A 12,648-nucleotide genomic window follows, 5' to 3' on the forward strand; every position below is an offset into this window, starting at 1 on the left:
CCATGGCCAGGTTTGAACGCGCGGCGCTGTTGAAGAAGTTTCACGCCATGATCGCACGCGGCGAGCCGATCGTCGGCGGTGGCGCCGGCACCGGACTGTCGGCGAAATGCGAGGAGGCTGGCGGCGTCGACCTGATCGTGATCTACAATTCCGGCCGTTACCGCATGGCCGGCCGCGGTTCGCTCGCCGGCCTCATGCCCTATGGCGATGCCAACGCCATCGTTGTCGAAATGGCCGGCGAGGTCTTGCCGGTCGTGACCAACACGCCGGTGCTCGCCGGCGTCAACGGCACCGACCCGTTCCGCGACATGGATGTGTTCCTCGACCAGCTCAAGGCGCTCGGCTTCGCCGGCGTGCAGAACTTCCCGACCGTCGGCCTGATCGACGGCACCTTCCGCGCCAACCTTGAAGAAACCGGCATGTCCTACGCGCTCGAGATCGACATGATCGCGAAGGCGCATGACAAGAACATGCTGACCACGCCCTATGTGTTCAGCGAGCAGGAGGCGACCGCGATGGCGATCGCCGGCGCCGACATCATCGTCTGCCACATGGGCCTGACCACCGGCGGCACGATCGGCGCGCAGACCGCCTTGAAGCTCGAGGACTGCCCTGCCCGCATCGAGGCCTGGGCCGAGGCCGCGCTCAGCGTCAACTCCAAGATCATCGTGCTCGCGCATGGCGGTCCGATCGCGGACCCGGCGGATGCCGATTTCATCATAAAGCAAACCCGCAACTGCCACGGCTTCTACGGAGCCTCCTCGATGGAGCGCCTCCCGGTGGAACGGGCGCTGACGGAACAGGTTCGCAAATTCAAGGCGATCGGCGCGCGCTAGAGCCGCCGTGACCAAGGGAGGAAGAGATGTCGGGGATGCTGGTCGGTGAATTGATCCTCTGGCTCATCGTCGCAATCGTCGCGATCGTCATCATCGTCTATGTCGTGAACTGGCTGTACCATCGCTCGTCGAAGGAGGTCTCCTTCGTCCGCACCGGTTTCATGGGCGAGCGCGTGGTGATCAATGGCGGCGCCTTCGTGCTGCCGTTCATCCACGACTACACGCCTGTCAACATGAACGTGCTGCCGATGGGGATCGTGCGCTCGCGGCAGGACGCGGTGATCACCCGCGACCGCATGCGCGTCGACATCGAGGCCGACTTCTACGTCCGGGTCCAGCCGACCCGCGAGGCGGTCTCGATCGCCGCCGCTACGCTCGGCCGCCGCACCATGGAGCCCGGGCAGCTCCACACCCTGCTCTCCGGCAAGTTCATCTCCGCGATCCGCTCGGTCGCCTCGGAAATGACGATGGAGCAGATGCACGAGCAGCGTGGCGACTATGTCGCGCGGGTCAAGGCCAATGCCGCGGAGGCGCTGGCGCAGAACGGCCTCGAGCTGGAATCCGTCGCGATCACCGATCTCGACCAGACCGACCTCGAATATTTCAATCCCTCGAACCGGTTCGACGCCGAAGGCTTGACCCGCCTGATGGAGGACATCGAGGCCAAGCGCAAGCTGCGCAACGACATCGAGCAGGACTCGATGATCAAGATCCGCTCCCGCAATCTGGAAGCCGAGCGGCAGGCGCTGGAGATCGAGCGCGAGAGCGAGACCGCCCGCCTCGAGCAGGAGCGCGACATCGAGATGCGCCGCGCCCTGCAGCGCACCGAGGTCGCCCGCGAGCGCGCGCTGCGCGAGACCGAGTCCGAGCAGGCCCAGATCGCCGCCCGCGAAGCCATCGAGAAGGCGCGCATCGCCAATGAGCAGGCGATCACCGAAGCCAGGATCGCCTCGGAGCGCGAGACCAGGCACAAGGAGATCGAACGGACCCGCGCGGTCGAGGAGAAGGAGCTGCTGGCTCGCGAGGAGATCGAGAAGGTCCGGATCGCCAACCAGCGTTCGGTCGACACCACGCGCATCGCGTCCGAGCGCGAAGTCCGCCAGCGCGAGATCGAGCGGATGCGCACGGTCGAGGAGGCCGAGATCGCCGCCCGCGAGGCGATCGAGAAGGCCCGCATCCAGCAGGATCGCGTCGTCACCGACGCCCGCATCGCCAATGAGGAAGAGACCCGCCGCCGCGAGATCGAGCGGACCCGCGCCGTCGACGAGGCCGAGATCGCCGCCCGCGAGGCCACCGAGAAGGCGCGCATCGCCCAGACCATGACGGTCAATGTCGAGCGCATCTCCTCGGATGAGCGCACGCGCGCACTGGAAATCCAGCAGGTGCGCACCATCCAGGAAGCCGAGATCGAGGCGCAGAAGGCGGTGGAGGCCGCCCGCATTGCCCGCGAGAAGACACTGGCGGCCGAGCGCATCGCCGCCGACCACACCACCCGCAAGCTCGAGATCGAGCGCAACCAGGCCGTCGAGATCGCCGGCATCAGCGCCCGCGAGGCCACCGAGGCGTCGCGGATCGCCCAGGAAGAGCACGTCCGCGCGCTCGAAATCGCCCGCAGCCGCGCGATCGAGGAGGCCGACATCGCCTCGCGCGAAGCAATCGAGGCGGCGCGGATCTCGCAGGAGAAGTCGGTCGCCGCGCAGCGCATCCGCGCCGAGCGCGAGACCCGCGGGCTCGAGATCGAACGCACCGAAGCGATCGAGGCCGCCGAGCTGAAGCGCCGCGACGCGATCGAGCGGCAGCGCATCGATGTCGAGCTGGCGCTGGAAAGCGAGCGGATCGCCTCCTCGCGTACCCGCGAAGTGCTCAACATCGACCAGAAGAAGACGATCGAGCTCGCCGACGAGGAGCGCGTGATCGCGCTCGCCGCCAAGCGCTCGGAGCGGATCGATGCCGACCGGCAGGTGCGGCAGGCCGAGATTGTGGCGCGCAAGGAGGTCGACACGACAGACGTCTCGCGCGAGCAGGCGCTGGAGGCAGCCCGGATCGCGCGGCGCCGCGCGATCGAGCAGCTCGAAGTCGCCCGCAACCAGTCGCTGCAGGAGGCCGAGATCGCCGCGCGCGAGGAGGTCGAACGCGCCCGGATCGCATCGGACCGGGGTCTGGACGAGGCCCGCATCGGCCGCGAACGCGAGCTGCGCAAGCTCGAGGTCAACCGCGAAAAGGACGTCGAGACCGCGCTGATGGAGAAGGCCATCGCGCTGCATCAGAAGTCGTTGGAAGAGTCCGCGGCGCGCGCCGCGGCCGAGGACGCCCGGATCCGCGCCACCGAAGCAGCCGAACGCGTCGTCACCGCGCGCGAAAGCGAGATCGCCAAGCGGCGCAAGACGGTCGAGGTGCTGCTGGCCGAGAAGCAGGCCGAGGAGACCAGGATCGCCGCCGAAGCCGAACGCGTCCGCGCCGCGGTCGAGGCCGAGGCGCAGCGATTGCTCAACGAGGCCGAGAATGTCTTGACCGACCAGGCGCGCTACTCGCTGTTCCGCCGCAAGCTGCTCGACCGCATCGAGGGCATCGTGCGCGAGAGCGTCAAGCCGATGGAGAAGATCGAGGGCATCCGCATCCTCCAGGTCGACGGCCTCAACGGCAACGGACATGGCAACGGCACCGGACGCAGCGCCACCGACGAGGTGATCGATTCGGCACTGCGCTACCGCGTGCAGGCGCCACTGATCGACTCGATCCTGTCGGACATCGGCGTCGAGGGCGGCAGCCTCGCCAAAATGCCCGGCCTGATCCGCGAGGCCCGCGACATGCAGGGTATCAAGGACTCAGCACGCAAGGGCGGCGGCGATCCCAAGCCGGCAGCAACCGAGGGCGGCGGCGAGCCGGCGCGCCCTGAGCGCACGCCGCGCAAGAAGGACTGAGCTGACGCCATGGCACGGGTTTACGTCTCGACCGTCGTCAATGCCCGCAATGACCGGGTCTGGGCTCGCGTGCGCGATTTCAACGGGCTGCCGAACTGGCATCCCGCGATCGCGGAAAGCCGGATCGAGGGCGGCGAGCCCTCCGACAAGATCGGCTGCGTCAGGGACTTTCGCCTGCGCAACGGTGACCGGATCCGGGAGAAGCTGCTGGGGCTGTCCGACTACGACATGTTCTGCACCTACTCGATCCTGGAATCGCCGATGGGCGTCGAGAATTACGTCGCGACCTTGCGGCTGACGCCGGTCACCGATGGCGACCAGACGTTCCTGGAATGGACTGCCGAGTTCGACTGCGCGCCGGAGCGCGAGACCGAGCTCGTCAACAATATCGGCGGCGGCGTGTTCCAGGGCGGCTTCGACGCGCTGAAGCGGGCATTCGGGGGCTGAAGACGTGATCGCAACGGCTACGAGCGATGCGCTTTCCACCCACTCGCCCCGCTTGCGGGGTCGAGACGAGCGAAGCTCGCTCTTAGAGGGTTGGGGTGAGGGGGAATCTCCGCGGAGACGGTCGCAGTTGGACTCGTGGAGAGTCCCCCTCACCCGGAATCTGCGCGTCGCGCAGATTCCGACCTCGCCCCGCTTGCGGGGCGAGGTAAAACGCGACGAGCTGCGCGTTAGAACTATATCTCTCGGGGAGTAGCCGTGCCGCATATCGTCAAAAGCACGATCCTGAATGCACCGACCGATGCGGTGTGGGCCGTGCTGCGCGATTTCAATGGCCATGACCGCTGGCACCCGGCGGTCGCGAGCAGCGGCATCGAGCGCGCGCAGCCCTCCGACAAGATCGGCTGCGTCAGGCGCTTCAAGCTGAAGGACGGCGCCGAGCTGCGCGAGCAGCTGCTGGCGCTGTCCGACTTGGAACAGAGCTTCAGCTACTGCCTGCTCGATACGCCGATCCCGATGTTCAACTACGTGGCGCATGTCCGCCTGCTCCCGGTCACAGACGGCGACCGCACCTTCTGGCACTGGGAATCACGCTTCACGACGCGCACCGAGGACAGGGATCGCATCACGCAGATGGTCTCAGAAGATATCTACCAAGCCGGCTTTGAGGCCATCCGCCGGCATCTGACGGAGGCCGCGTAAGCGGGGACAAACATCATGCCAGTCACGGTGAAGACTTTCACCAGCACCCACGACGCCGCAGCAGCACTGTCGTCGGATCGCAGCGCCCGCTATCTCGGCGGCGGCACGCTGGTGATGCGGGCGCTGAACGAGGGCGACATCTCGATCTCGACCGTCGTGCGCGCCAGCGACCTGGCGATGACGCGGATCGACGCGACCGGCTCGCGGATCACGCTCGGTGCCGGCGTCACCTTTGCCCGCATCCTGGCCGAACGCGATCTCGCCTTCCTGCACGGCCCTGCCCGCTCGATCGGCGGGCCGGCGGTACGCAACATGGGCACGGTCGGCGGCAATCTGTTCGCGCCGGTGCCGTACGGCGACTTCACGGTCGCGATGCTCGCGCTCGACGCCATGGTGTCGGTGCAGGGCGGGCTCGGCGGCCGCGAGATCCCGATCGACGAATTCCTGCAATCGCGCGACCGGCAGACCGGCGCGCTGGTGCTGGCGATCTCCTTCGCCAGGCCTGGCAGCGCCGATGCGTTCCGCTACCGCAAGATCGCGCGCATCAAGCCCAAGGGCGGCGCGGTGATCACACTGGCGGCGCATCTGCCCCTCAACGGCGGCCGGATCGTCGGCGCCCGCGTCGCGCTCGGATCGATGGCGCCGACGCCGATCCGCGCCCGCGCCGCCGAACGCGCGCTGGAAGGACGGTCGCTCGACGCCTCGACGATCGGTGCAGCGGCGACAGCGGCCGTCGAGGGTACGTCGCCCGGCGACAATGCGCTCGCCAGCGCCTGGTATCGCCGCGAGATCGTCGGCGTGCATCTCCGCCGCCTGTTATCGGGCCAGGAGTAATCGCGATGGCCAAGACTGCCCTTCAATTTCAGCACAACGGCCGCGACGTCGCGATCTTCGTCGACGGCGGCACCAACCTGCTGGTCGCGCTGCGCGAGCTGATCGGCGACATGACGCCGAAATTCGGCTGCGGCCAGGGCGGCTGCGGCACCTGCAGCGTCTTGATCGACGGCGAACTGCATCTCTCCTGCCTGACGCTGGCGGAGGCGGTCGCCGGCCGCTCAGTCGAGACGCTCGACGGCATCAAGGACGGTCCCAATCTGCACCCGCTGCAGCGCGCCTTCGCCGACAATTTCGCCGCGCAGTGCGGCTATTGCACGCCGGGCATGCTGATGGCCGCGAAAGCGCTGCTCGACCGCAATCCGCAGCCGAGCCGCGCCGAAGTGGTCGAGGCGATCTCGGGCAATATCTGCCGCTGCACCGGCTATGAGCCGATCATCAACGCCGTGCTGGCTGCCGCGTCCGGCGGCCAGGCTCGCGCGTAAGGGAACAGTGCCATGCTGGAATTGCGCAAGGACATCTTCGCCGACGAACGCGACGACAACCTGAAGGAGATCGGCAAGGGCACGCAGCGCCAGGACATGCTCGGCCATGTCACCGGCACCTCGCCCTATTTCGACGACCACAAGCTGCAAGGCATGCTGCATCTGAAGGTGGTCCGCAGTGCGCATCCGCACGCAAGGCTGCGCCGGATCGACACCTCCGAGGCCGAACGGTCGCAGGGCGTGCGGCGCGTGATCCGTGCCTCCGATGTGCCGCGCAATCTGAACACGCTGCTCTCGCTGATCAATTTCGGCAAGGACGACGAGCCGTCGCTGGCGGTCGACAAGGTGCGCTACAAGGGCGAGCCGATCGTCGCCATCGTCGCCGACAGCCCGCGCGAGGCCTATAAGGCCATCGCCAAGGTCAAGATCGACTATGAACCGCTGCCGGCGGTGTTCGACGTCGAGGACGCGCTGAAACCGGGCGCACCCGTCGTCAACGAGGTCTATCCGAAGAACACCTTCACCTATCACGAAACCTATGATCGCCAGCAACTGCGATTCGGCGATGCGGATCGCGCGCTGGCCACCGCCGACCACGTGCTGGAGCAGCGCTACCAGATGTCGCCGATCGAGCACGCGCCGACCGAAACCAACGGCTCGATCGCGGCGCCCGACACCAACGGCCGCTACATCGTCTACACTTCGACGCAGGCGCTGTTCTTCTCGGTCGATACTTGCGCAAAAATCCTCGACGTGCCGTCCAACACCTTCCACTTCATCGGCGGCACGGTCGGCGGCGGGTTCGGCGGCAAGGTCGACACGCTGACCGAGCCGCTCTGCATCCTCGGCGCAATGCTGACCGGGCGTCCCGTGCGCTACGTGTTCGGGCGCGAGGAGGAGATGCAGTACGGCCCGCCGCGCGGCGCGGAGCGCATCTACATCAAGGACGGCGTGATGCGCGACGGCCGGGTCGTCGCCCGCAAGGTGCGCGCCTATTTCGACAGCGGCGCCTATACAAGGCTGTCGAGCTATGCCGCGGTGAAATGCGCCGCGCATCTGCCCGGCCCCTACACGATCCCGAACGTGCATGGCGACGTCTATTGCGTCTTCACCAACCGCACGCCCGCGACCGCGATGCGCGGCTTCGGCGTCACCGCGATGGACTTCGCGATCGAATGCCAGATGGACAAGCTCGCGCATCTCGTCGGCATGGACCCGATGGAGTTCCGGATCCTCAATGCCTATCGCGACGGCGACATGAAGGCGCATCGCCGCGAAGCCAAGAACACGGCGCTGATCGAGTGCGTACAGGTGGCGGCCGAGAAGGCGAAATGGCCACTCCGCGATGAGTTCAAGCGGATGTCGTCACGCAGGGATGGAGGCGGCGCGCGCGCCGCCGTGACGCCGACCCCGCGCGAGACGCATGCTCCGCCGGCCGCGGCGTCGCAGCAGCGCACGACATATGATCGCGCGCCGGCCGCCACCCGCGAGCCGCCACCGCCGGCACCGCCGGCACCGCCCTCGCCGCCGCGGCCGAGCGCGCCGTCGCATGGCGCCACCCGCTTCTCTTCCGTCTTCGGCACCAGGAGGCGCTGACCATGACCAGGCATCGCGGACGCGGCATCGCGTCGGTCAATTATCCCATCGGCATGAATCTCGGCGGCGATCCGAGCCAGGCGCTGGTGCATTCCAACCCCAGCGGCAAGTTCACCGTGGCGCTGTCGTCGATCGATCTCGGCCAGGGCATGAAGTCGGTGACGCGGCAGATCTGCGCCGAAACGCTCGGCGTGCCGGTCGAGGACGTCTATGTCGACACCGCGGATTCCGATACCGGGCCGCACTGCATGGGCTCGTTCGCCTCGCGCGGCACGCATCGGGTCGGCAACGCGGTGATGGCGGCGGCGCGCGAGGCGCGCGGCGTGATGATGGAGGCGGCCGCCGAGGAGCTCGAGGTCAACGCTGCCGATCTCGAGACCGACGGCCGCGGCAACATCCATGTCAAGGGTGCGCCGCATCGTTCGATCTCGACCAAGGATGTCGCGATCGCCGCCCAGTTCAAGCAGGGCAAGACCATCTCGGGCCGCGGCATTTTCCTGGTACCGCTGTCCGATGTCGATCCCGAAACCGGCGAGATGTCGCCGGCGACCTGCTATGCGCATGCCTGCCTGGTCGCCGAGGTCGAAGTCGACGACGAGACCGGCGAGGTCGACATGGTCAGGATGGACTCCGCCTACGAGCTCGGCCGCGCGCTCAATCCGCGGCTGGTCGAGCAGCAGCTGGTCGGCGGCGCCTGGATGGGGGTCAGCCACGCGCTCTACGAGACGCCGGAGCCTTATTATCCGGAGCCGGTGCACGGGCCGCGCGACTTCGTCGAATACCTGATGCCGGGACCGGGCGACATCTGCCCGCACGACATCGCGGTGCTGGAACGCCCGGCGCCCGACGGCCCGTTCGGCGCCAAGGGACCCGGCGAGATGTGCGCCAACCCGGTGCTGCCCGCGGTTGCCAACGCGATCTTCAACGCGGTGGGCGTCCGGATCGACGATCTGCCGATCACGCCGGAGAAGGTACTTCGCGCGATCAAGGCGCAGGGCGGCGCACGGCCGCAGCCGCGGCGCTGAGGTCGCTTCATGCCGGTCCGCAGCAACATCGTCGGCATCGACAGCCCCGAGGCGCTGGAGAAGGCGCTGCGTGCGGCCTATTACCTTGCCGACGACGGTATCGCGACCGCGTCCTATCTCTCGCTCGCGCTCGGCAAGCCGCTGCTGCTCGAGGGCGCGCCGGGGGTCGGCAAGACCGAGGCGGCAAAGGCGATCGCCGCCGTGCTCGGCCGCCGGCTGATCCGGCTGCAATGCTACGAGGGCATCGACGCGGCCGCAGCGCTCTACGAGTGGAATTATCCGCGCCAGATGCTGGCGATTAGACAGGCCGGCGAAGAGAGCATCGACATCTACGGCGAGTCGTTCCTGATCGAGCGGCCGATGCTGGCGGCACTTCGCGCGCCCGACGCGACGGTGCTCTTGATCGATGAGATCGATCGCGCCGACCAGGAGTTCGAGGCCTTCCTGCTCGAATTCCTCTCCGACTTCCAGATCTCGATCCCGGAGCGCGGCACGATCCGCGCCGCCGAGCATCCGGTCGTCGTGCTGACCTCGAACCGGACCCGCGATTTGCACGAAGCGCTGCGGCGGCGCTGCGTCTATCACTGGATCGACTATCCGAATGCCGAGCGCGAGGCGCGGATCGTGATGATGCGCGCCTCCAGCGTCGCGGAAGCCACCGCTCGCGCCGTGGTCGCCGCCGTCGGCCGGCTGCGCCGCGAGCCGCTGAGCAAGGCGCCTGGCATTGCCGAAGCGGTCGACTGGGCGGAGGCCGCGACCCTGCTCAACAAGGGCGGCGCGCGCTGGCCCGATGCGTTCAAGCGCTCGATCGGCGTCGCGCTGAAGGACGAGGAGGATCTGCATTTCATCTCGCCGCGGCTCGATGCGATCATCGCGGAGGCCGCCGCGTGAGCGACGATCTTAAGCTGCCGCGCGCCGCGCGGATCTTCGTCTCCTTTGTCGCGCTGCTGCGCGCCAATAGCTTCTCGGTCGCGCCGGAGCAGACCGCGAGCTTCCTCACCGCTATCGAGCTGCTCGGACCGCGCAGTCTGGAGCATATCCGCCGGGCCGGGCTCGCGACATTGGCGCCACCGCCGGAGCGCCGCGCGACGTTTGACCGGCTGTTCGACATCCATTTCCGCGGCGCTGAGGCGATCGAGCAGACCGAAGGCGAGGACGAGGAGACCGTCCGCCTGCAAGAGGAAGGACGCGGCGAGGACGAGCCACCGCTTGCCGATGAGGCCAACGAATCCGGTCTCGCCGCGGCGCGCGCCGAGGCGCTGGTCGAGCGCCGTTTTGCGCAGAGTGCAACCAGCGATCCGCTCCGCCAATTGTCGCGCGAGGCCGCTCGCCGGTTGCCGCGACGGCGCGGCCACCGCCGCCGCCGGGCGCGCTCCGGCCCGTTCGCCGATCTGCGCCGCACGCTGCGTGACAGCGTGCGCAATGACGGCGAGGTGCTGCGGCTCGGCCGGATGCGCCGCCGCCGGCGCCCGCGCAAGATCCTGTTCCTGATCGACGTCTCCGGCTCGATGAAGGCGCGCACCGAGGAGAACATGCGGCTCGCGCACGCGCTGGTGCAGGCGGCCGGCAATGTCGAGGTGTTCACCTTCGGCACCAGGCTGACGCGAGTGACGCCGGCGCTGCGGCTGAAGCGGCGCGAGCAGGCGCTGAATGCGGCATCCTTCCTGGTCAGCGACTGGGACGGCGGCACCCGGATTGGCGACGCTTTGCAGGCCTTCCTCGCGGTGCCGCGATTCGGCGGCTATGCCCGCGGCGCCGCGGTCATGATCGTCTCCGATGGCCTCGAACGCGGCGATCCCGCCGCGCTGCGCGATGCCGTCGCAAAACTGTCGCGCCGGGCCTGGCGGGTGAGCTGGCTGACGCCGCTCGCCGTTGCGGCCGGCTTCAAGCCGCAAACCGAGGCGCTGATCGCGATCCAGCGCTTCGTCGATGATCTCGTCGACGGCGGATCGAGCGCGGCGGTGGTCGCGCACCTGCTGTCGCTTGCAACAAGGAGAGCTGCGTGACCGGCATTGTCGACGGACATCATCACATCTGGCGGCAGGCCGATCTCGCCTGGCTGTCCGGCCCGATGCAGCCGCGCATCTTCGGCCCCTACGAGCCGATCCGCCGCGACTATCCGATTCAGGAATATCTCGACGACCTCAAGGACACCGGCGTCACCCGCTCGGTCTATGTCCAGACCAACTGGCCGAACGGCCGCTTCGAGGACGAGGCCGCCTGGGTGCAGCAGACCGCCGACCGGCACGGCTGGCCGCATGCCCTCGTCGCCTATGCCGACTTCTCCGTCGACGACGTCCGCCCGCAGCTCGATCGCCTGCAGCGCTATCCGCTGGTGCGCGGCGTGCGCATGCAGCTGCACTGGCACGACAACCCGCTGTATCGCTTCGCGGCGCGTCCCGATCTCTGCACCGATCCGGTGATCCGGCGCAATATCGGCTACCTCGCCGATTATGGCTGGAGTTTCGACCTGCAGGTGTTCGCGCCGCAGATGGCCGACGCGGCAGGCCTCGCCGAGGCCTGCCCTAACGTGACCTTCATCCTGCAGCATGCCGGCATGCTGGAGGATCTGTCGCCGCAGGGCCGCGCCGCCTGGCGCCCCGGCATGGCACGGCTCGCGCAATGTCCCAACGTGGTCTCGAAACTGTCCGGGCTCGGCACCTTCATCCATCGCAACGATCCCGCGCATATCGCCGGTGTCGTGATGGACGCGGTCGCGATCTTCGACGCGGAGCGCTGCCTGTTCGGCTCGAATTTTCCGATCGAGAAGCTGTGGACCAGCTACCGCGATCTCATCGATGCTTTCAAGGCGGCCACTGAGCGGCTCAGCGCGGAACAACGCGAGGCGATCTTCAGCACCACGGCGGCGCGGGTCTATCGGTTGGGGCCGTAGACGCGACGCAGACACGAACACAACAACGAAGACGAATCGGGAGGGAGAGAGATGCCGTTGGAGATCAAGATCCTGGACTATGGCGATATCGAGCTGGAATCGAGCTTCCTCGTGCTCGGGCACAATTGCGGCCGCACCCGCCGCGTGCTGACGCTCGGCTTCTTGATCCTCGGCGGCCCCTACCCTGTGCTGGTCGATACCGGCTATCGCTCCAACCAGATCATGGAGACGCTCGGCATGCGCGGCCTCCAGTTCCACGAGAACATGATCGAGAACCAGCTCGCCCGCCACGGCGTGCGGATGGGCGATGTCCGCTTCGTCTGCCACACCCATCTGCACATCGACCATGCCGGCAAGGACGATCTGTTCCCGATGAACACGACCGTCGTCCTCAACCGCAAGGAGCTGGAATATTCGGTCTCCGGCCTGATGCATCCGCAATATCCCGCGCCCGACATCAAGCATTTGATCGACCGGCTGCACACCAAGAGCGCGCTGCGCTTCCTCGACCTCGAGATCACGGGACCAGTCGAGCTGATGCCGGGCGTCTATTGCGACGCCGCCAATGCCCATACCGAAGGCTCGATGAACATCCACGTCCACACCGCCGACGGGATCGCGACGATCTGCGGCGACGTGATCTACGATTTCAACGACCAGATCGTAAATCCCTTCAACGAAATCCACGACGCCGAGCCGCGCACGACGGGCAATCACGGCACCAGCAAGCGTGCCGAGAAGGCCGCGATCAAGAAGCTGCTGAGTAGCTCGCGTTATCTGCTGCCGGTGCATGATCGCCCGGCCAAGATCGAAGGCGGCGCAGTGGTCGGCCGCCTGCACGACCAGGTGCCCGGGCCTGTCGTGCAGAGCCTGCCGCAGCGCAACTGGTTCCCGGCGTAGAGGATCGAGGCG

At 67.4% G+C, this 12,648-nt stretch carries 12 protein-coding genes; all 12 read left to right on the forward strand.

The annotated features are described in order from the left end of the window. Positions 1-2 precede the first annotated feature (2 nt). The 12 genes from ACVW17_RS37505 (at position 3) to ACVW17_RS37560 (ending at position 12,636) form a co-directional block, all read left to right on the forward strand. On the forward strand, positions 3-836 hold the full coding sequence (locus ACVW17_RS37505; protein ID WP_456749798.1) for a phosphoenolpyruvate hydrolase family protein: 834 nt from the start codon (positions 3-5) through the stop codon (positions 834-836). Between the two features lie 26 nt (positions 837-862). Beyond that, the gene (locus ACVW17_RS37510; protein WP_456798863.1) at positions 863-3,757 is read left to right on the forward strand and encodes a flotillin domain-containing protein; all 2,895 of its coding nucleotides are present in this window, start codon (positions 863-865) and stop codon (positions 3,755-3,757) included. 9 nt (positions 3,758-3,766) lie between these two features. Further along, the gene (locus ACVW17_RS37515) at positions 3,767-4,204 is read left to right on the forward strand and encodes an SRPBCC family protein (protein WP_028338488.1); all 438 of its coding nucleotides are present in this window, start codon (positions 3,767-3,769) and stop codon (positions 4,202-4,204) included. A gap of 255 nt (positions 4,205-4,459) precedes the next feature. Then, positions 4,460-4,903, forward strand: a complete 444-nt coding sequence (locus ACVW17_RS37520; RefSeq protein ID WP_456749801.1) for an SRPBCC family protein — start codon at positions 4,460-4,462, stop codon at positions 4,901-4,903. A gap of 15 nt (positions 4,904-4,918) precedes the next feature. Next, on the forward strand, positions 4,919-5,737 hold the full coding sequence (locus tag ACVW17_RS37525; protein ID WP_456798864.1) for an FAD binding domain-containing protein: 819 nt from the start codon (positions 4,919-4,921) through the stop codon (positions 5,735-5,737). A gap of 5 nt (positions 5,738-5,742) precedes the next feature. Then, a complete protein-coding gene (locus tag ACVW17_RS37530; protein ID WP_456798865.1) occupies positions 5,743-6,222 on the forward strand; it encodes a (2Fe-2S)-binding protein in 480 nt (159 codons plus the stop codon). 12 nt (positions 6,223-6,234) lie between these two features. Then, on the forward strand, positions 6,235-7,818 hold the full coding sequence (locus ACVW17_RS37535) for a xanthine dehydrogenase family protein molybdopterin-binding subunit (RefSeq protein ID WP_456798866.1): 1,584 nt from the start codon (positions 6,235-6,237) through the stop codon (positions 7,816-7,818). A 2-nt stretch (positions 7,819-7,820) separates the two neighbouring features. After that, a complete protein-coding gene (locus ACVW17_RS37540; RefSeq protein ID WP_028333322.1) occupies positions 7,821-8,843 on the forward strand; it encodes a xanthine dehydrogenase family protein molybdopterin-binding subunit in 1,023 nt (340 codons plus the stop codon). A 9-nt stretch (positions 8,844-8,852) separates the two neighbouring features. Then, positions 8,853-9,734: an AAA family ATPase gene (locus ACVW17_RS37545; RefSeq protein ID WP_021075857.1), complete on the forward strand. Its 882-nt coding sequence runs from the start codon at positions 8,853-8,855 to the stop codon at positions 9,732-9,734. Next, positions 9,731-10,849, forward strand: a complete 1,119-nt coding sequence (locus ACVW17_RS37550; protein ID WP_456798867.1) for a vWA domain-containing protein — start codon at positions 9,731-9,733, stop codon at positions 10,847-10,849. The genes ACVW17_RS37545 and ACVW17_RS37550 overlap by 4 nt, the downstream gene beginning before the upstream one ends. Continuing rightward, the gene (locus ACVW17_RS37555; protein WP_456798868.1) at positions 10,846-11,736 is read left to right on the forward strand and encodes an amidohydrolase family protein; all 891 of its coding nucleotides are present in this window, start codon (positions 10,846-10,848) and stop codon (positions 11,734-11,736) included. Before ACVW17_RS37550 ends, ACVW17_RS37555 begins: the two co-directional genes overlap by 4 nt. A gap of 51 nt (positions 11,737-11,787) precedes the next feature. Beyond that, entirely contained in the window at positions 11,788-12,636 is an 849-nt protein-coding gene (locus ACVW17_RS37560; RefSeq protein ID WP_456749807.1) for an MBL fold metallo-hydrolase, read from the forward strand. Positions 12,637-12,648 lie beyond the last annotated feature (12 nt).

It is taken from the genome of Bradyrhizobium sp. USDA 4473 (assembly GCF_054063335.1).